Origin of the sequence: Paenibacillus montanisoli, from assembly GCF_003268025.1 — a bacterium.
Classification (GTDB): domain Bacteria; phylum Bacillota; class Bacilli; order Paenibacillales; family Paenibacillaceae; genus Paenibacillus_Z; species Paenibacillus_Z montanisoli.
Window position 1 is genome coordinate 1,242,740 of sequence record NZ_QLUW01000001.1, and the last position, 19,215, is coordinate 1,261,954.

A 19,215-nucleotide genomic window follows, 5' to 3' on the forward strand; every position below is an offset into this window, starting at 1 on the left:
GGAGGATGGACATGGCAACTGTTCAAAATTTCACGCCGGGGCTTGAAGGGATCATCGCATGCGACACCGCGATTTCATTCCTGGATGTCGAGCATGAGGAAATCGTCATTCGCGGATACGATCTGATCGAAATCTCCAAAAAGCTGAAGTACTTGGATCTGGTCTACTTATTGCTTGAAAGCCGGCTTCCTTCGGATGAGGAGCGCGACAATCTGGAGAGGGAGATCAAAGCGGAGTACGGGCTGCCGGAAAACGTGCTTGCGATCTTAAAGCTGCTGCCCCGCCAAATGGATGCGATGGATGCTCTGCGTACCGGTATATCCGCGCTTGCCGGCTTCGATCCCGAGCTCGAGGATCATTCGCCGGAAGCGAACCGCAGAAAAACGATCCGGCTGCTGGCCCGAATACCTGCCATCGTAGCTAACAGCTATCGCGCTGGGCAGAATTTGCCGCTGCTCGAGGATCGGCCGGAGCTCAGCTATAGCGCCAATTTTCTTTATTTGATAACGGGTACTACGCCGGGTGAACTGGAGGCAAGCATATTTGATCAATCGCTAATGGTTTACAGCGAACACGAAATGCCCAACTCCACCTTCACGGCAAGAGTCATCGCATCCACCTTGTCCGACATCTACGGAGCCGTTACGGGCGCAACCGCTTCACTCAAAGGTAAGTTGCACGGCGGCGCCAACGAAGCGGTCATGAGAATGCTGCTGGAGGCCGGAACGGAACACAAGATCGAACCGCTTATCATGGAGAAGCTGCGGAACAAGGAACGGATTATGGGCTTCGGTCATCGGGTCTATATGAAAAAAGCGGACCCCCGCGCATTGTTCATGAAAGAGGCGCTGCTGAAGCTTTGCGATGAAATAGGAAACTGGGAGCTGTACGATATGTGCGTCATTGGCGAGGAGGTCATAAAGCGAGAGAAGAAGTTATATCCGAACCTTGACTACTACGCAGCTCCGGTTTATTTCTTGCTGGGCATTCCTATCGACTTATATACGCCGATCTTCCTGTCGGCGAGAACGATTGGGCTCTGCTCGCACGTGATGGAACAGATCGGCAACAATCGTCTATTTAGACCGCGCGTCCAATATACAGGGCCGAGAAATTTGCATCCGTAATCTCACATAAAGGAGAGTATGTCAATCGTGAATGTGATCGCGCATGACTTAAAAGATAACAGAAGAATGAAATTGGACGAAGTAATTGCGGATATCGCCGACTATGTCGTGAACGGGACAATCGAAAGCAAGCTTGCTTACGAAACAGCGCAATACTGTTTGATAGACACGATCGGCTCCGGGATTTTGGCGCTGCGGTATCCGGAGTGCGTGAAGCATCTTGGACCGATCGTGCCAGGTACCGTCGTGCCGGGCGGCGTACGGGTGCCGGGAACGCAATTCGAATTGGATCCGGTTCATGGCGCTTTTAATATCGGCTGCATGATTCGCTGGCTGGATTATAACGACACATGGCTTGCGGCGGAATGGGGTCACCCTTCGGACAATTTGGGAGCGATACTGGCGACCGCCGACTATGTAAGCCGGCAGCGATTGGCTGAAGGAAAAGAGCCTATGTTAATGAAGGAAGTCCTTCAGTACATGATTAAGGCGCATGAAATTCAAGGCGTGCTTGCGCTCGAAAACAGCTTGAACCGGGTTGGGCTGGACCACGTGTTATTCGTCAAGATAGCTTCCACCGCAGTGGCTGCGGGGCTGCTGGGAGGCGACAGAGCGGAAATAAGCGACGCGGTCTCCAATGCATGGATCGACAATTCCAGCTTGCGTACATATCGGCATGCTCCCAATACGGGATCCCGCAAATCTTGGGCGGCCGGAGACGCCACGAGCCGCGCCGTTCGGCTGGCGCTGATGACGATGCGCGGGGAAATGGGATATTCGAGCGCGCTGTCCGCACCCGGATGGGGATTCGAGGATGTGCTGTTCAAAGGACAAAAGATTAAGCTCGCCCGTCCGCTCCGGTCCTATGTCATGGAAAACGTGCTGTTCAAAATTTCGTTCCCTGCCGAATTCCATGCGCAGACGGCGGTAGAGTGTGCGATCGAGCTGCATGAACAAGCGATCAGCCGATTGGATGAAATCGAAGAAATCGTGATCACCACGCAGGAAGCGGCGGTCCGCATCATCGATAAAACCGGCCCGCTGTATAACCCGGCGGATAGAGATCATTGCCTGCAATACATGGTGGCGATCGGCCTGCTGTTCGGTCATTTAACCGCCGATCATTACGAGGACCATACCGCCCAGGATGCCCGGATCGATAAGCTTCGGGAGAAAATGACCGTGCGCGAAGACAAGCGGTTCAGCCGGGATTACCTGGATCCGGACAAACGGTCGATCGCGAACGCGATCCAAATCCGCTTCAAGGACGGATCAACAACGAATGAAGCGGTATGCGAATATCCGATCGGTCACCGGAACCGGCGCGAAGAAGGTATTCCAAAGCTGATAGAGAAGTTTATTACTAATATGGAGACGCGCTTCCCCCGCAAAAAGGCCAATCAAATCGCGGAGCAGTGTCTCGATTTAACCCGGCTTGAGAATACATCTGTGACCGACTTCATGAAAATGCTGGTTATCTAGGATTGAGGTGAAGGGTTTGGTATGGATCGTTGAAGAGGAGAGCACGCAGCAGCAATTGTCAGACCGATTCAAAGCGCTGATTCAGTCTGATTCCATCCTGAAAATTCCCGGAGCGTATGACGGATTGACGTCGTTGATCGCCAAAAAAACCGGATTTCAAGCGTTGTATTTGTCCGGTGCGGCGTATTCCGCCAGCAGGGGGCTTCCCGATCTCGGCATTGTCGGATCCGAGGAGGTGGCTCGCAGAGCGCGGGATTTGGTGCGTGCTTCCAACCTTCCGCTGCTGGTAGACATCGATACGGGATTCGGCGGCGTATTGAACGTTGCGCGGACCGCGAGGGAAATGGTGGAGGCGAAAGTCGCGGCCGTTCAGATCGAAGACCAGGAATTGCCTAAAAAGTGCGGGCACTTGAACGGTAAAAAAGTGATCGATCCGGCGGAGATGGCCCAAAAAATCGCGATGATCAAGAAGGCGGCGCCATCGCTGCTCGTCATTGCCCGTACCGATGCGCGAAGCGTGCTCGGTTTGGAGGAGACGATCGCGCGCGCCAAGCTTTATGTGGAAGCCGGCGCGGACGGCATTTTTCCCGAAGCGCTCGCGGACGAGAAAGAGTTCCGGGCTTGCAGCAGGGAAATCAAAGCGCCTCTGCTGGCCAATATGACGGAGTTCGGGAAGACGCCGTACTATTCGGCGGAGCAATTTCAGCAAATGGGATACAGCATGGTGATCTACCCCGTCAGCGCGCTGCGGGTCGCCGCGAAAGCTTGCGAGCTGTTATTCGCCGAGATTATGAAAACGGGCTCCCAGAAGGAAATGGTCGACCGGATGCAAACTCGCCAGGAGCTGTATGAGCTGATCCAATACTTCCAATACGAAGGCTTGGATCAATCGATCGCGAAGACGATATTGCCCGAAAGTTGAATCCGACTATGTCAAGACAAGGAGCAGGCCATGATAATAGGTGATTCGATTCGAAAGTATGAACGGGAAATCGTGCATCATATTCAGGAGCTCATCCGCATCCGCAGCGTCGCTTCCGAGCCGCTTCCGGGGAAGCCGTTCGGGGAAGGAGTCGACAAGGCTCTGAGCTATATGCTGGAGTTAGGCGCATCCATGGGATTTGCCGTCAAGAACGTGGACGGTTATGCAGGGCATGCCGAATACGGAACCGGCGAAGAGCTGACGGCCGTACTGGTTCACCTGGATACCGTTCCGGAAGGCAGCGGATGGAGCTGCGGACCGTTCGACGCCGAGATCCATGAAGGTAAAATCTACGGACGCGGCGCATCCGATAATAAAGGCCCTGCCGTTATTGCCTTATTCGCGCTTAAAGCGTTGAAGGATTCAGGGATCGTTCCCGAGAGACGGATCCGGATCATATTCGGAACGAATGAGGAAAACGGGATGACCGACATGGATCATTATTTTGCCAAGGAGCCTCTTCCGGACTATGGCTTTACGCCTGATGCGTGCTATCCGATCATCAATGCGGAAAAGGGAGCATACGTGATCAAATTGAAACAATCACGAAAGGCTGCACGGCATCAAACCCGTTTATTGACTATAGCAGGCGGAACCGCCGCCAATGTCGTCCCGGAGCTTTGCCGCGCCTTGCTATCGCTGGAGGAGGACGGCGAAGCCGAGCTTGCTCGCATCCGGCTGCTTGCGGAAACAAATTCGCAAATCGAGCTTGGCTCGATGAACGGACCGGTGCTTGAAATCATGGCCGCCGGGAAGACCGCCCACGGAGCATCGCCTTCAGCCGGCATTAACGCCGTTGCGCATATGGTCGACTTTCTGATGCAGATAAGCGACATCTCCTCGGATGAGGATTTTCTTCGTTTTATTCAAGAGGCCATCGGCTTCGAAACGTTCGGAGAATCGCTCGGTATCGCATGCAGCGACCCCGTTCACGGCGAATTAACGCTTAATCTTGCGAAAATCCGCCTTGATGAGAGAGAGGCGGAAGTGACGCTTAACATACGCCATCCTGTAACGATCAGCGGAGAGGATGTCCTGGCAAAGCTTCGGCAGCGGGTTGGTCATGCCGGGATCGAGATGGAGGTAGCGGGCTACAATCAAGCTTTATTCGTTGCTCCGGATCATCCCTTGATCCGGATGCTTAGCCGCGCTTATGAAGGCGTTACGGGAAAACCGACGGAGCTGCTCTCGATCGGCGGCGGCACCTATGCCAAAAAAATGCAAAACCGGGGCGTAGCTTTCGGAGCGGGAGTGGGAGGCGGCGCGCATCAGCCCGATGAATTCATTCCGATCGCTGAAATGATGGATCACGGCGTAATCTGCTTGCAGGCCATTTTCGAATTATCCTATCTGGAGAAGTAAAAACAAAAAGCTAATGTATATAAGAGGCGCGCGAGGCGCCATACATTAGCTTTTTCTTAATTTATTCGTTTGGTTGCTGCATGCGCAGAACGGCCAGCGATCCCATCGGGTCCCAAGGCGCCAGCTCGACCGGCTGTTGTTCGAACGCTTGCGCCAGCTCCGGGGATAAATATTTTTTATGGATAACGACTTGATACATGAACTGTTCGAACCAGTCATCGCTCATGATGAAATAGCCGTCTTTGCCCGGTTCGCAGCCCCAGCTGTTCTGAACCTTCCAGCGGTTGGGCTTTCCGTTCACGAGGTTAACCCCGGTGAACACCATTGCATGGGTTAATACGCTTTCCCGGTAATCCAGACGCTCTTCCTTTGTCAGACGCAGCACCGTATGCAAGGCCGCTTCATAGTGGTATAGGGCCGTATCCATAATACCCGTGTCGCGGTCGGACATCTGCCCGACGTCGCATCCGAACCAGATCGGTTCCCCGTCCTGAAGCTGGTTGACGGCAAGCTGCTTCAACACGCCGATGTCGACGTTCAAATACTTGACCTGCCTGCCGCTATGCACGTTGCCCAAATACTGCACCGTATATGACTTGCCATACGGTTTATCCTTGGTAGGCGCATGGATGACGCTGACGTACTCTCCTAGATCGACGCCGATGTATTGTTGATAGAATTGCTGCGGAGTGAGGTCGGCGTCCCGGGTGAACGCTTTGTCTTTATCGCGGTATTCGAAATCGAATCGCTCCGGCGGTTCGCCGAGACACAGACATAATATCCTGTAAATATCGTTCAGCATGAGTTGTTTTTGGGATGCGAGAGCGGAAAGATCGGCGCCTTCAGCGCGCTGCTTCCGCAAAGCCGCCGCTTGCTCCCTTAGCTTGACCGTAAGCAGCGCGTTCATGACGCCGGATTGGCTGCTATGGAACGTTTCCGGCATGACCTCTTTCGGCACGACGCCGTATTTCTCGATGAGGCTGACATACATATCCCACTGACCGCCATCCTGCACCGGAGCCATAAGCAGCCATGAAACAAGCCTGCTGTCCGTGTCCTCGTCGATTGTCTCCAGTATGCTCTCTAGAAAGAAATTGGCTTTCTCGAACTTGTCCCAAAACATGAGATGGTTTTGCGAGATTTCGAAATCATGCAAGTTGCATCTTTTCGCAACGATCTCGCGCAAAATGTTCAATCCCGCAAACATCCAGCAACGTCCGCTTTGCTTTTGATGCGTCACCTTGCCGGTCGGAATTTCAATCGAGAAATGATACTTCATATCAATCAAGGAACGATGATTGATCGCGACATTTCGAATTCCGTTTTTGATAATGGCGTTCTGAGAGACTTGGTACTGAACATTGTTCCGGTAGTCCGTTTTGAATGCTTGAAGCATCTCCTGCGAAATCGCTTTCTCATTAGACATTGTGCACATTCAATCCTCTCATAGTAGGTTCGTTGCCTCAATAATAGTGTAATCGCCGAATGCGCCTAAAAGAATAGTATTCCAGAAAAAAGTATACTTTTGACAAGGTGTTTAATTCCAATAATGGATATTTAATACAAACTGTCAAAATAATTACAAACGGAGGGGATAAGATGCTGTCCCAAGCGCAAATCGAACATTATAGAACTTTCGGCTATCTATTAATGAAAGGTCTTTTTTTCCCATCGGAAATGAAAGCGATTTCCGATGCGTTCGATCATGTTCTTGCTTCCGATCGGCAGGGCCGGCCCTTTTCGGGTGAAAAGCGGCAAGCTGTGCTCGGCTGCATAGAAAAACATCCCGTTCTTACGGATTTGGTAAAGGACGACCGGATTTATGAAGCGATCGAGCAGCTGCTCGGGAAGCAGTTCATTTGGATCGGATCGGACGGCAATCTGTATGTGGGGGATACGACCTGGCATCCGGATAACGGGAATTTCGACTATGACAGAATCAAAGTCGCCTTCTACTTGGACCCTGTCCGTACGGATACCGGCTGTCTGCGCGTCCTTCCCGGCTCGCATCATGCCGAATTTCATCGGATGCTGCCGCCGGCGCTCTTCGAGAACAAGCTTGAAACCGAACCGCGGAACGTTCCGTTCTTCCCGCTGGAATCGGATCCTGGCGATGTCGTCTTGTTCAATCAACGGGTTTGGCACGCCGCTTTCGGAGGCAAAACGGGAAGACGCATGCTGACAATGAATTTCGGCGAAAATCCGGCGACCGAGAAGCAGCTTGAAAACGTGATTTCCATGTATCAAGGCAATTTGCACAATATCAAGATCATGCAGTACAGCCAGACCGGCGAAATGTACGGCCGTTCGTTCCTGAACCATGACAGCCCGCGAATTCAAGCGATGACGACCAAGCTGCGCGAATTAAATATGATTTAATACACGATAACGAATAGAAAAGGGTGAATAAAAATGAACAGATGGCAAGAAACGGAGTTTCACGATCAGTTCTACATGACCATGCACAGTCCTAGAGGAGCCAACGCTTCTTTTGCGCTCGGAGCAAAGGATGACGGGGGCGGGTTTTTGCATGATACCGCAACGATCCCCGAGCAGGAGATCTTCATTGGCGTGAAAAAAGGCAATAAGATTACGTGCCTTCCCTTCTTCAAGCAAGCCGATTCGAACGGGGAGGAATTATACGATCAAGGCGCGGAAGCCAAGAAGTACGAAAATCTGCTGTTAAAATATGATCCGTCCGTCGTTTCCAGGAAGCTCGGCTTTGCGACCGACAGCTGGACCGCCCCCGGTATGAAGCTTGAAATCGCAACGCCCGTAGACGGCGTGCCGGAGCCGGGCAAAGCTACGGCTGCGGAAATCAAGAAAGCGATCGTGCCCGCGATCCCGGTCAAATTGACGATCGATAACAGGGATGGTTCGGAAACGGCACACGGCATTTTTGGCCTGAAAGATTTAAGAGGGTTCTATTCGGCGGCGGACCGCTCGCCAAGCGAACTGCTGGGCATCATTACGGCGGACGGCTACGGCTTTGCCATGGATGCCGCCAAATATGAGGGAAAAGTGACGATGGTAGGGGATTTCGGTCCGAAAGAGCTATTTTCAAGGGTTCGGCCGGAGCTGTACAGACTTGCTCCGATGGGCGGATTTATTGTCGAGGTGCCGCCTGGCGAAACGGTTACGGTAGATTTCGTGCTGGGCTGGTATGATGACGGCTTTGTAACCAGAGGCGAGAGGACATGCAAAAACTATTATACGAACTATTTTTCCAGCATCAACGAGGTGTTCCAATATGCTGTCGGCATAACCGACGAGCTATGGGCGGAAGCGCGAAACCATGACCGCCGCCTCGAAGAAAGCGATTTAAACGAAGAGCAGCAATTCCTTCTGGCCCAGGCGATGCACTGCTACTATGCCAGCACCATGCTGTTCGACGATGGAGGCCGCGCGAGATGGGTCGTTAACGAAGGTACCTATATGATGATGAACACGTTCGACCTTTCCGTTGACCATCTGTTTTACGAAACGAAATACAACCCTTGGGCGGTAAAAAACCAGCTGGACACGTATGTCGACGAATACAGCTATTACGATACGGTCCACTCCATGGACGACCCGTCGATCTCTTACCCGGGTGGGATCGCCTTTACTCATGACCAGGGCGTGTTCAACACGTTTTCGCCGGCCGGCTATTCCGCATACGAGCTTACGAACAAAGACGGCTGTCTCTCTTACATGTCTCACGAAGAATTAACCAACTGGATTCTGAGCGCGGCGGTGTATTTCCATGCTTTCGGCGACAAGGAGTGGCTGGAAAGAAGAAAAGGAGTGATCGCGGACTGCCTGTACTCGTTATTGAATAGGGACCATCCGGATCCTTCCCAGAGAGACGGCATTATGGATTTCGATTCGGACCGCTGCGGGGTATCGGCCGAGATCACCACGTATGATTCGCTCGATGCCAGTTTGGGGCAATCAAGGCGGAATCTCTATTTGGCGGTGAAGTGCTGGGCTTCCTACCTGGCAATTGAAAGACTTTTAACTTCCGTCGATCAGCCGATTTATGCGGCGGCCGTCAGAGAAGCCAAGGAAGCGGCGATGATATGCGCCAAAACCATCGTCAGCTACTATGACGAGCAGCTGGGCTATATTCCGGCGCTTCTTGACGGCAAGGACCGGTCCGCGATTATTCCGGCGATCGAAGGGCTTGTATACCCCGACCAGTTCGGGATGTCCGAAGCGCTTGCTTACGAAGGGGAGTACGGCTTTTTCATTCATACCTTAAAGAAGCATTTCACAGGCGTCTTCAAGCCCGAGCTGTGCCAATTCTCGGATAACGGATGGAGACTCTCCGCCACAAGCATCAACAGCTGGATGAGTAAAATTTTCGTCTGCCAATATGTCGCAAGAAATATACTCGGCATCGATTTCGGCGACGATCAAATCGTTCACGACCGGGCGCATGCGCATTGGTGGAAGGTCCCTTGCCATAAGTGTCCCGGCATCGATCAAATTTTTTGGGGCTACGAATTCGGACGGGGCTTCCACTATCCGAGAGCGATAACGGCCATCCTTTGGCTGAATTGAAAAAATACGATGATGTGCGGGAGGATTTATGACCGGAACAAGTCAGAATGTTGTAACCGAGCTTATTCTCCAAGCGAATAACGAGTATCGGGATCCGTTCAATGAAATTCAGCTTTATGCCGTTTTTATGACGCCCGACGGCAAAGAGAGAAGAATACCCGGTTTCTGGGGCGGCGGTCAGGTGTGGAAAATCAGATATTCTTCGGAACAAATCGGACAGCATTCCTATACGACGGTTTGTTCCGATCCGAGCGACTCCGGTTTGCATGGTCAGACCGGGGAGTTCCGGATTTCTCCATACGAAGGCAATAATCCTCTATTTAGACACGGATCCTTAAGAAGCTCGGCGAACAAAAGATATCTGGAGCATAACGACGGCACGCCGTTTTTCTGGTTGGCCGACACCTGGTGGATGGGACTTACGAAACGGCTGGAATGGCCGGATGACGTCAAGCTTTTGACCCAGGACCGTGTTGACAAAGGATTTACCGTCGTGCAGCTCGTTGCAGGCTTGTTTCCGGACATGGATCCCCTGGATGACAGAGGGGCGAATGAAGCGGGCCTTGCTTGGAACGACGACTTCACCTGCATTAATCCCGCGTACTTTGACCATGCCGACAACAAGATCGCATGGCTCGTAGAATCAGGTCTTGTCCCATGTATCGTGGGCTGTTGGGGTTATTATCTTGATTATGCGGGAAAAGAGGCCATTACAAAACATTGGGACTATTTATTGGCCCGATACGGCGCCTATAACGTCGTCTGGTGCGTTGCCGGGGAAGCCGTGATGCCTTTTTATAAACACGAGGCTCATTATGACCTCGAGAAACGGGAGAAATACATCAAGTATATCCGCCGCGAATGGACCGAGGTAACCCGCTATATTAAGGACAATGATTCATTTGCCCGTCCTGTCACCATCCATCCGACAAATTTCGGACACGATATGATCGACGAAGCCGAGCTTCTGGATCTGGACATGCTGCAAACCGGACATTGGGGCTACCACGAATATGACAATACGGTAGAAATGATCAGAGAATCCGTGCGGAGGCAGCCGAAATTGCCGGTCATTAACGGCGAAGTCTGTTACGAAGGTTCCGGAGGAACAAATCTGGAGGATACGCAGCGGTATTTATTTTGGACCTGTCTCCTAAATGGAGCTTGCGGCCACACCTATGGCGCGATGGGGATATGGCAGATGAACGCGAGAAAGCAGCTTTACGGGGCTTCTCCGCACGGCTTGACTTGGGGGAATGCGCTATGGGAGGACGCTTATCGCTATAAGGGTTCCTTCCAGGTCGGTATTGGCAAGAAAATCGTCGAGAAGTTTCGCTGGTGGGAGTTTGAGCCGCATCCAGAGTGGATTAACCATCCTGGCCGCAATAATTCCCGACCTTCCGCCGCCGGAATTCCCGGACAGACCAGAGTTGTTTTCTTGCCGTGCCTGGGCGGCTGCGTATTTGAAGGATTCGTCATCCTTGGGTTAGAGGACGATGTAAAGTATCGGGCGTATCACATCGATCCGGAAACCGGCGAAGAGTTTGACTTGGGAGAAGTCATACCCGGAGCGAACAAAGACTGGAAGTCGCCCGCTCCGAAGACGTTTCACGATTGGCTTCTTGTATTGCAGCGAGAAAATATGAGTTAGCAGAGGAGAGTGAACTATGAATTCCGCTTTCGATAGAGTGCTCGAAACGTGCATAACCAAGCTGGAGCGGGGAGAGCTCACCAGCGAATCGTTACGAGAGGCTTTCAAGGAAATAATCTCTGAAAAAAAAATAAAGCAAAGCATTCTGGTATTGCTCGCAGGCTCGACGTCGCTGTATTCGACAGTTCACAGCATGTTCATGTACGAGAACGGCGTCTTGTCGGACGGACCGGTCGATTCGAAGGAATGGCCCTACCAAAAGGTTTCCGATGCCATAGACGACGGCTGGCGCTTGATCCAATTTCCGACGCCTCCTGCCATTTTCCTGGACCAAAAGCAGCGATTCGTTCCTTGTGAATTCGTATTAGAGAAGATCGTGGAGGTGTACCCATGAGGCCCATTAAGCCGACCTTGACGGATGAAGATGTCATCCAATTTTGCTTAAACGGCTATATCATGTATGAAGGCGTAATTCCGGAGGAAATCAATCGCCAAGTGTACGCTTATTTGGAGGAGCACGATTCCGGTGAACCAAGCGAAATCTTGAAGCAGCCCTTTTTCATTGACGGCGTTCTGTTGAACGAAACGGTGGCGGGAGCGGTGCGTTCGCTCCTGGGAGAGAATTTCATGCTGCCTCACCTCATGAGCAATCATCGATCCGTAAAACCGCGGGAATCGTTAGGCGGCTGGCATTGGGACGCAGGCGCGATCATCAGTCCGCCTACCGTAAATTATTTGCAAGTGTTTTATTTGCCGCAGGACGTCACGCTGGATATGGGACCGACCGCCTTTCTGCCCGGCAGTCACCTGATCAATTACGATACGGCTTATATGGCCCATTACGGAAATTTCAGAAACCAGTTTCTTACCGTTGCCCCTGCCGGTTCCGTGCTGATTACCGCTTATCCGATCTGGCACCGGGCAACGACGAAAACATCAACCGCTACCCGCAATCTATTAAAATATAACTATTGGCGCACGGTGCCTCCTACGCGGGATTGGATTACCGATCCTAACTTCGATCCCATTACCGCGGACTATAAGGGAGGGGATGGACGCAGGGGCTATACCGTATTCTCCCAGCCGCGTGTCAGTATTGAGCCGGTAAACGTTGCCGCCGAGATGTTTAATTGGCTGAGCGGCACGTTGGACCAATACAGACTGGTTGGCGCTCAAGGCTGGCCGCTCGAAACGGAAAAGGGCTATGATCCGGATTATACCCGCAAATTGGTCAATACCTACAACAATCTGGCAATCGAGATGAAGGATTACAAGCGGCCTTAACCTATTACCGCAACTAATGAGGCTGTTGAGAAACCAAGGCCATTGATGGGATGCCTTGGTTTCTTTTTTGTGTTTGGCGGAAAAATGCACGTTGGCACTGTGCACGTTGCACTTTGCACAGACTATACTTATGCTAAAGAAGATCGCCAACTACCTGTCCAAGCAGGGTGGTTAAGTCGATCTTGTCGTTGTTTGATGTAAGCCTTGGTCTAAGTTTCTTTAGGCATGCAACAGACAAAGCCAAAGCCCCGGAAAGGGGCTTTGGCTTTGTCTGAGGCTGTCCCGCTTTTGAGACAGCCCCTTTTTTCTACAATCGAACGGCGTCCGAAGCTGGACCACCGTTATCTTCCAATTTTCTTGCGGCTTCGAGTTCGGCCGTCCAGTCCAAATGCCGGAATTCGGCGGCCGCCTCATCGTTCTCGAACCAATTGATGAAGTCCGACCATAGCGCAGTCGTCCAGGCCATATCGATGTCCGCCGTTGTATATACGCCTTGCTTCAATCGGATGAAACCGAACATATCCCGTACATGGGATTTCTCCGCATTCACGACGGTAGACTCAACCAAGTGAGGCGGGATGAAGACAACGCCAGCCGGCGTGGCGAGTACAACGTCGCCTGGCAGGCAGATCGCCCGGCCGATCCGGGTAGGGACATTCATGCCGACCATCGTTACGTCGGCGATACCGGTAGGATCGCTGCCGCGGTAGAATACGTTAAAGTTCTCGTTCTCGATTTCCACAATCTGCTGGTTGTCCCGGATGCCTCCCCATATGACCGCTCCGCCTCTTTTTGTGCGTGAGGCTATGGCAGTGGAGAGGTTGCCTCCAACATAAGTGCCTTGGAATATTTTATCGAACAAATCGACGACAACGACATCGTCTTCCACCAAGGAATCGATGACCCATTGATTGAAGAAGCCTTTTCTGCCTTCCTGTTCGATTCCGTATTGCATCAACGTATCGTTCAGGTCGGGGCGTTTAGGCACTAACACGGCGGTAACCGCGCGGCCTACCATGACCTTATCCGGGTGAATAATTTTGAAATCGCCTTCGAATTGATTGGTATAACCTTGCTCCCATAAAGGTCCCCAGGCTTCTTCCAGCGTAATGTTGCGTATGCGGCGGAGAAGATTGTCAGATACTTTCGGGCGGCCATTGGAGAACCGCTCCCCCTCCCAAAGCGGGGTAAGCTGGATAATGTCTTCTGGATTGTCGAATTTCATATCGAACACCTCTTCTCATATTATTGAAAGATTAGAAAGATTGGAAGAATTAGCTCCAAAGTCTGTCGGAAGACCAGTAGTTGTTCCAAGTGTCGGTCGGTTCCCACAAGCCGGGAATTTCAGGGTGAAGATGCTGAGCGATGACTTCGTCGTTAAGGTCTTCGATCCCGAGACCAGGCGCGTCAGGTACGGTAATGAATCCGTTCTGAACGAGCGGCTTAGGAAGCTTGCTGATGATAAGATCGTCCCACCAAGGGATATCGAACGAATGGAATTCAAGCGCCAGGAAGTTTTCCGTAGCTGCCGCGGCATGAACGGCGGCCAAGCAAGCGATCGGGCTTTCCGCCATATGGATGGCCATGGCGACGCCGTATTCCTGAGCCATGTCGCCAATCTTCTTCGTTTCCAAAATGCCGCCGGAAGTAAGGACGTCCGGGTGAATGATGGATACGCCGCCCGCTTCGAGCAAAGGCTTGAAATTTTCCTTGAGATAAATATCTTCGCCCGTACAGATCGGAGTGGAGACCGAATTCGCCAATCGTTTGTATTGTTCCGTGTATTGCCACGGAATCATGTCTTCGAGCCATGCCAGATTGAACTTCTCGATCCTGCGTCCGAGCTTGATTGCGTCTTCGACGCCGATATGTCCGAAGTGGTCGACGCAGAGCGGAACTTCGTAGCCGATGTGCGAACGAACGTCAGCTACATATTGTTCCAGCATGTCCAAGCCTTTTTCCGTGATGTGGATGCCGGTAAAAGGATGGGCGATATTGTAAATATCGTATACGCGGTTGCGCAGATTGCGAAGCTCGAGCTCGGACAGCTTCGACGTATCTTCGTGGTAATAAGCGTTGGTCAGCGCATTCATTTCCTCTATGAAACCGAGCGGAGCGCTAATCGTGCCTGGTTCGTGAACAATCTGTTGAATCCCGAGGTCCATTTTCAGGAACGTAAAGCCGCTCTCCATACGCTTTTTCAGAGCCTTGCCCATACCGTTGCCGCCCTCTTTGTCAATGGCGTCCGTATCGCAGTACATCCGGATTTTATCGCGGAACTTGCCGCCCAGCATCTGGTAGATCGGAATATTGTAGGCTTTGCCGGCCAGATCCCACAGCGCGATCTCGAGACCGCTCACGCCGCCGCCTTGCCGTGCATGGCCGCCGAATTGCTTGATCCGACGGAACAGCTTGTCGATGTGGCATGGGTTTTCGCCGATCAGACGGCTTTTCAGCATTTGCGCGAAAATTTTCTCGCCCATGTCGCGCACTTCGCCGAATCCGACCAAGCCTTGATTCGTATAGACCTTAATTAACATGCAGTGCATTGGAGCGCCGGCAATATCGGCGAAACGGATATCGGTAATTCTAAGCTCGGAAGGATTCGAATGCGTTTTGACATGGGCTAAAACGGAATCGTACTGTTCAGTCATGGACATGTAAAACACTCCTCATATAGGAAAAATGGATGAAGATCTTCTACATCAGCATGCTCGCGCCGTCGATCCGAATGGAGGCGCCCGTAATATATTCAGCTTCTTCGGATGCGAGGTAACAAATCATGGCAGCGACATCCGCCGGCATGCCAACCCGGCCGAGCGGAAATCTTTTAATAAAATCATCGGGCTTTCTCTCGCGCTCCAGCTTTTCCGCTTCTTCAGGGGTGATAATCGATCGCGTTTCGCTTGTTCCGGGCTTCCCGACATCAATGGCGCCAGGTTCGACCGTATTCACGGTGATACCATACTTGGCAAGCTCGATCGCGGCTTCTCTTCCAAGCATGGTGATCGCGCCCTTCGACATCGCGTAGACGACATCGAAGTCGGTCGGTCTTTTTCCGTGGACGGAGGAAACGTTAATAATTCTTCCGGATTGCTTCCTCTTCATGTAAGGGATGACGGCTTGCATGCACTGCCAGTACCCTTTGGCGTTGGTGCGCATAATCCGGTCGTAGGTGTCTTCGTTATGATCAAAAAATCCGAAGTTAAGCTGCAAGGCGGCATTATTGACAAGAATATCGATTCCGCCGTAATGGCCGGCTACCTCTCGAATGAGATGGTCGATATCGCTCTTCACTGCCACATTGGCCTTCACGATAATCGCTTCGCCGCCTAAATCTTCGATTTGCTGCTTCGTGTGAATTGCTCCTGCATCGCTGGCATTATAATGAACGGCAATGCGGGCTCCGCGTCTTGCAAGCTCGATGGCGATCCCTTTGCCGAGTCCTTTGCCCGATCCGGTAACCAAGGCGATTTTACCGGCAAGATTCATTGTTCCATCACCTCCTTTAAGGCTGTCGCACTATTGTGGTTTTTTCATTCTGAAATCCAGATAATGGAGCAGGAAGCCGCCGTCAAACCGGATGTTGGCGCCGTTTACATACCTTGCTTCGTCGGAGCATAGGAAGAGGACAAGATTGCCTAAATCATCATGGGTGCCGAGAACGGCATTAGGGACTTTGTACTGATAGGAGTCGTAAAGGGCGGAAATGTCGCTTTTGAATCGTTCGTTATCGCCTTCGACAGGCCCCATTTGAATCAGATTGACGTTGATGCCGTGACGGCCCAGAACAAGCGCCGCTTCGCGGGCGAGCAGAGCAACCGCGCCTTTGGACGCGCTGTAAGCAAATGAGGAACCCGTCGGTTTACTGTCGTGAATGGAGCTGACATATACGACCTTCCCCGATTGTCTTGCCGCCATGAGTTTCCCGGCCGCCTGCGTGCAGATAAACGCGGACTTGGCGTTGGCATCCATGATTTCGTTGAACAATTGCTCCTCGCATGTTTCGATGAGGGCAGGCTTTACGACGTCGCTGTTGTGGACGAGAATGTCGATCGGGCCTAATTGCCGCTCCGCTTCCTCCAGCATCGGAACGACCTCCGAGCTTTTGCAAAGATCCACTTGCACGATAACGGCTTTCGACTCGCCGGTTTCTAAGCTCGCCGGATTCGTTTGATTCTCCGAGCCGGCGGCGGAGGTGTTGAGAATGAAATGAGCGCCTTCGGCTGCCAGACGGTTTATGATCGCTTTTCCTGAGAGGCTGTCGGCGTCTGTAATAAAAACGACTTTATTTTTTAATTTCACAGCTCACGCCCTCCCTTTGAGAGTAATAGCAGTGATCGGATCGCAAATCGGTTCCGATCCGCCAACCGGTTACAACGGCTTATAATCTTTCATTTCCTTGTGCAGACGGAACGAAGCTTCCACCATATCGTGCGTGAATGCCCGATCCCCTCTATTACTCTCCAGAGGAAAGCCTTGACCGCCGCTCAACTTAAACTCATCGAGCTTGCCGCACAGCCAATAATACATTTCCGCTACCGCCCAGGATGGTTCCAGGCTGACGGGAATGGGGGAGTTGAACGTATACCAGCCGGTATTCTTGCCTTTGTAATTCGCCGTGTGCGGATCGAAATTAGGGTCTATCACCCAATCCCTCTCAGGAGGCACCGTGCGCCAATAATTATATTTCAGCAAATTGCGAGTAGCGGCCGCTGGTTTGTCCGTCGCGCGATGCCAGATCGGATAGGCGGTGATGAATACCGAACCGGCAGGCATGGCCGTGAAAATTTGATTGCGGAAGTTGCCGAAGTGACACATCCAATTCGTCGGAAGCGGAATGAGATGCGTTCCCGGCAGGAGTGCCGTAGGCCCCATGGCCATCGGCGTATCTTGGGGATAATAAAACACCTGGAGCGTGAACAGAGACGGCGGGCTGCTTATCGATCCGGCATCCATATGCCAGCCGTTCGTGATTTTCCTTGCCCCTTCGGCCCGGTGGTTAACCATCAGATGCGGCAACCCGAAATTTTTGCCCAAGAGGGAACGGACGGCGCCCGCAACCGCCGGATTCAACAGAACCTCGTTGACAAAGAAGCTCTCATCCAGAATGGAGTTCACGATAGAGGACGGATGCTCATTCAAATAGTCAAACGTTCGCCGGTTGGTCTCGTCGGGAATGACGCCTTCCAGCATGATGTATCCGTTTACGCAAAAATCAATGATTTCCTGGTCGGTGAGCGAAGGCTGGATATCGTTCAACATACGACCTCCTCGATTTTTTCGAGAACAAATTCGCAAGGGATATATCTCAATTTTCCATCTTGAGGGAGCGGGAAAGAGATCGGAAATTGAACGACCCGCCAGCCGTCAAGAATCGCATCGGAAACGGTTTGATAGGGCCATTCGGCCGGATCGGCCGGACCGTCGGAAATGACGCCGTTCTCATATAGAGACATGGATTGGATGGTTGCGCTAACCGCCGAGCCGACCGCGACTAGAAATAATAGCTTTTGTCTCGTATTCCTTCCAGCAGTGAACGCTTCCGCCAGCTCTTGTTCGGTCAGTTCTCCGTTGCGCAGCTTCAGCAGGCATCGTTCTTGGATGGAAGTAATCGATAGTTTCACAGATTCACCTCCTTCAGATGATCAGACGTTATGATATTTACTATGCTAACCTATATTTTTCCAGAGTTCAAGAAAAATGTTTACTGTTGACAACGCAACGAAGGCGTTTTACATTAATGTGTAAAATGCAATGAGCGGGAAATGGGATGGTCTACTTCAGTAGCTTATGTCATGCGGGAGGCGGACATGAAAGGGAACTGGATCTATTACGCTGGTTTAGTAGCCGTCTCCGCCATATGGGGATCCAACTACGCATTTACAAGATATGTACTGGAGTCGCTTGATCCTGTCTTATATACGTTCATACGCTTTGTTATCGCACTCCCTCTATTTTTCATTTTGTTAAAACTGCGGGAAGGCAATGTGAAGATCGAAGCAAGGGATGCAGGGAAAATCGCGTTAGCCGGGTTGCTTGGCGTTACCATCTTGGAGTTCTCCTCGATCAATGCCATCAAATATACGACGCTGACCAATGCCTCCTTGCTCTCAACAGCGCCTTTGCCGATTTTTGTAGCGCTTTTCTCGCTGTTTGCGAACGAAACGATGACCGCCCGCTTATTGGTTGGAGGCGGAGCGGCTATTACGGGAGTATGCCTCATTATTTTGGGAGGCCATGGAAGCTTCGACCTAAACTCCCATTATATGCTCGGAAACATGCTGGCCTTGAATGTAAGCATCGTAGGCGCCTTGTATTCCTTGTTTTCGATGTCGCTTATGAGGAAATATTCAGCGCTTCGAATGACGTCATGGTTCATCTTATTCGGCACGATATTCATGATTCCTTTTACATGGAGCTCGTGGGAGAAAGTAAATTGGGCAGAGCTTGCCGCACCTGTCTATGCGGCATTGATTTATAATGTGCTGCTCTGTACGGTCCTATCATTCGTAATCTGGAATATTTGCATGAAAAAACTCGGTGCGACCAAGGCCAGCTTTTTCCGCTATATTACTCCCATGGCAGCGGCAATTGTCGGGTTTCTTATCTACCGGGAGCCGAGCGGAACGCTGCAGCTTATCGGCGCATTCATTATTTGCTTCGGCTTAATTTGGATCAATACCGAGAAAGCAGCGACTGTTATTCACAAGAAAGACGCCAAGGCGTAAAAACTGGCACATGCAGCGCGATCTCTCGCGCGTGCGAAAAAGGTTGCGATT

17 protein-coding genes are annotated in these 19,215 nt (G+C 51.7%); 10 read left to right on the forward strand and 7 right to left on the reverse strand.

Annotated elements, in window-relative coordinates:
- The first annotated feature begins 11 nt into the window (after positions 1 to 11).
- From mmgD to pepV, 4 genes are all read left to right on the forward strand, one after another.
- Positions 12 to 1,127 carry a citrate synthase gene (gene mmgD, locus DL346_RS05460; protein WP_112881027.1) on the forward strand — a complete coding sequence of 372 codons (1,116 nt, stop codon included), beginning with the start codon at positions 12 to 14 and terminating at the stop codon, positions 1,125 to 1,127.
- Between the two features lie 66 nt (positions 1,128 to 1,193).
- A complete protein-coding gene (locus tag DL346_RS05465; protein WP_165822434.1) occupies positions 1,194 to 2,609 on the forward strand; it encodes a bifunctional 2-methylcitrate dehydratase/aconitate hydratase in 1,416 nt (471 codons plus the stop codon).
- Positions 2,610 to 2,625: 16 nt separating this feature from the next.
- Complete coding sequence (gene prpB / locus DL346_RS05470) at positions 2,626 to 3,531, forward strand: methylisocitrate lyase (RefSeq protein ID WP_112881029.1); 906 nt, start codon at positions 2,626 to 2,628, stop codon at positions 3,529 to 3,531.
- A 30-nt stretch (positions 3,532 to 3,561) separates the two neighbouring features.
- Positions 3,562 to 4,953, forward strand: a complete 1,392-nt coding sequence (pepV, locus tag DL346_RS05475) for a dipeptidase PepV (RefSeq protein WP_112881030.1) — start codon at positions 3,562 to 3,564, stop codon at positions 4,951 to 4,953.
- Positions 4,954 to 5,014: 61 nt separating this feature from the next.
- Here pepV and DL346_RS05480 read toward each other — a convergent pair whose 3' ends face one another.
- The gene (locus DL346_RS05480) at positions 5,015 to 6,379 is read right to left on the reverse strand and encodes a C1 family peptidase (RefSeq protein WP_112881031.1); all 1,365 of its coding nucleotides are present in this window, start codon (positions 6,377 to 6,379) and stop codon (positions 5,015 to 5,017) included.
- Positions 6,380 to 6,552: 173 nt separating this feature from the next.
- Here DL346_RS05480 and DL346_RS05485 point away from each other — a divergent pair, with 173 nt between their 5' ends.
- From DL346_RS05485 to DL346_RS05505, 5 genes are read left to right on the forward strand one after another with little or no spacing between them, the layout of a single operon-like run.
- Positions 6,553 to 7,332, forward strand: a complete 780-nt coding sequence (locus DL346_RS05485) for a phytanoyl-CoA dioxygenase family protein (RefSeq protein ID WP_112881032.1) — start codon at positions 6,553 to 6,555, stop codon at positions 7,330 to 7,332.
- A 33-nt stretch (positions 7,333 to 7,365) separates the two neighbouring features.
- Positions 7,366 to 9,498 (forward strand): glycoside hydrolase family 52 protein, encoded by a 2,133-nt coding sequence (locus tag DL346_RS05490; protein WP_112881033.1) that lies wholly within the window; start codon positions 7,366 to 7,368, stop codon positions 9,496 to 9,498.
- Between the two features lie 28 nt (positions 9,499 to 9,526).
- Positions 9,527 to 11,149: a glycoside hydrolase family 140 protein gene (locus DL346_RS05495; protein WP_112881034.1), complete on the forward strand. Its 1,623-nt coding sequence runs from the start codon at positions 9,527 to 9,529 to the stop codon at positions 11,147 to 11,149.
- Positions 11,150 to 11,165: 16 nt separating this feature from the next.
- Complete coding sequence (locus tag DL346_RS05500; RefSeq protein ID WP_112881035.1) at positions 11,166 to 11,543, forward strand: hypothetical protein; 378 nt, start codon at positions 11,166 to 11,168, stop codon at positions 11,541 to 11,543.
- Complete coding sequence (locus DL346_RS05505) at positions 11,540 to 12,433, forward strand: phytanoyl-CoA dioxygenase family protein (protein ID WP_112881036.1); 894 nt, start codon at positions 11,540 to 11,542, stop codon at positions 12,431 to 12,433. The genes DL346_RS05500 and DL346_RS05505 overlap by 4 nt, the downstream gene beginning before the upstream one ends.
- A gap of 307 nt (positions 12,434 to 12,740) precedes the next feature.
- Here the strand turns inward: DL346_RS05505 and DL346_RS05510 are convergent, their stop codons facing one another.
- The 6 genes from DL346_RS05510 to DL346_RS05535 all read right to left on the reverse strand — a co-directional run bounded on the left by DL346_RS05510 (position 12,741) and on the right by DL346_RS05535 (position 18,060).
- Entirely contained in the window at positions 12,741 to 13,658 is a 918-nt protein-coding gene (locus DL346_RS05510; protein ID WP_112881037.1) for an RraA family protein, read from the reverse strand.
- 49 nt (positions 13,659 to 13,707) lie between these two features.
- The gene (locus tag DL346_RS05515) at positions 13,708 to 15,093 is read right to left on the reverse strand and encodes a mandelate racemase/muconate lactonizing enzyme family protein (RefSeq protein WP_206098473.1); all 1,386 of its coding nucleotides are present in this window, start codon (positions 15,091 to 15,093) and stop codon (positions 13,708 to 13,710) included.
- 40 nt (positions 15,094 to 15,133) lie between these two features.
- Positions 15,134 to 15,925: an SDR family NAD(P)-dependent oxidoreductase gene (locus DL346_RS05520; RefSeq protein WP_112881038.1), complete on the reverse strand. Its 792-nt coding sequence runs from the start codon at positions 15,923 to 15,925 to the stop codon at positions 15,134 to 15,136.
- A 30-nt stretch (positions 15,926 to 15,955) separates the two neighbouring features.
- Entirely contained in the window at positions 15,956 to 16,738 is a 783-nt protein-coding gene (locus DL346_RS05525) for an SDR family NAD(P)-dependent oxidoreductase (RefSeq protein ID WP_112881039.1), read from the reverse strand.
- 69 nt (positions 16,739 to 16,807) lie between these two features.
- Positions 16,808 to 17,698, reverse strand: a complete 891-nt coding sequence (locus DL346_RS05530; protein WP_112881040.1) for a phytanoyl-CoA dioxygenase family protein — start codon at positions 17,696 to 17,698, stop codon at positions 16,808 to 16,810.
- The gene (locus DL346_RS05535; protein WP_112881041.1) at positions 17,692 to 18,060 is read right to left on the reverse strand and encodes a hypothetical protein; all 369 of its coding nucleotides are present in this window, start codon (positions 18,058 to 18,060) and stop codon (positions 17,692 to 17,694) included. Before DL346_RS05535 ends, DL346_RS05530 begins: the two co-directional genes overlap by 7 nt.
- Before the next feature lie 186 nt (positions 18,061 to 18,246).
- Between DL346_RS05535 and DL346_RS05540 the strand changes: the two genes are divergently transcribed.
- Entirely contained in the window at positions 18,247 to 19,164 is a 918-nt protein-coding gene (locus DL346_RS05540; protein ID WP_112881042.1) for a DMT family transporter, read from the forward strand.
- Positions 19,165 to 19,215: the final 51 nt, after the last annotated feature.

Excerpts from the sequence above, each read along its gene's own strand:
- mmgD (WP_112881027.1), top strand. The coding sequence starts at position 12 with ATGGCAACTGTTCAAAATTTCACGCCGGGGCTTGAAGGGATCATCGCA.
- DL346_RS05465 (WP_165822434.1), top strand. The coding sequence starts at position 1,194 with ATGAAATTGGACGAAGTAATTGCGGATATCGCCGACTATGTCGTGAAC.
- pepV (WP_112881030.1), top strand. The coding sequence starts at position 3,562 with ATGATAATAGGTGATTCGATTCGAAAGTATGAACGGGAAATCGTGCAT.
- DL346_RS05480 (WP_112881031.1), bottom strand. The coding sequence starts at position 6,379 with ATGTCTAATGAGAAAGCGATTTCGCAGGAGATGCTTCAAGCATTCAAA.
- DL346_RS05485 (WP_112881032.1), top strand. The coding sequence starts at position 6,553 with ATGCTGTCCCAAGCGCAAATCGAACATTATAGAACTTTCGGCTATCTA.
- DL346_RS05490 (WP_112881033.1), top strand. The coding sequence starts at position 7,366 with ATGAACAGATGGCAAGAAACGGAGTTTCACGATCAGTTCTACATGACC.
- DL346_RS05495 (WP_112881034.1), top strand. The coding sequence starts at position 9,527 with ATGACCGGAACAAGTCAGAATGTTGTAACCGAGCTTATTCTCCAAGCG.
- DL346_RS05500 (WP_112881035.1), top strand. The coding sequence starts at position 11,166 with ATGAATTCCGCTTTCGATAGAGTGCTCGAAACGTGCATAACCAAGCTG.
- DL346_RS05505 (WP_112881036.1), top strand. The coding sequence starts at position 11,540 with ATGAGGCCCATTAAGCCGACCTTGACGGATGAAGATGTCATCCAATTT.
- DL346_RS05510 (WP_112881037.1), bottom strand. The coding sequence starts at position 13,658 with ATGAAATTCGACAATCCAGAAGACATTATCCAGCTTACCCCGCTTTGG.
- DL346_RS05515 (WP_206098473.1), bottom strand. The coding sequence starts at position 15,093 with ATGTCCATGACTGAACAGTACGATTCCGTTTTAGCCCATGTCAAAACG.
- DL346_RS05520 (WP_112881038.1), bottom strand. The coding sequence starts at position 15,925 with ATGAATCTTGCCGGTAAAATCGCCTTGGTTACCGGATCGGGCAAAGGA.
- DL346_RS05530 (WP_112881040.1), bottom strand. The coding sequence starts at position 17,698 with ATGTTGAACGATATCCAGCCTTCGCTCACCGACCAGGAAATCATTGAT.
- DL346_RS05540 (WP_112881042.1), top strand. The coding sequence starts at position 18,247 with ATGAAAGGGAACTGGATCTATTACGCTGGTTTAGTAGCCGTCTCCGCC.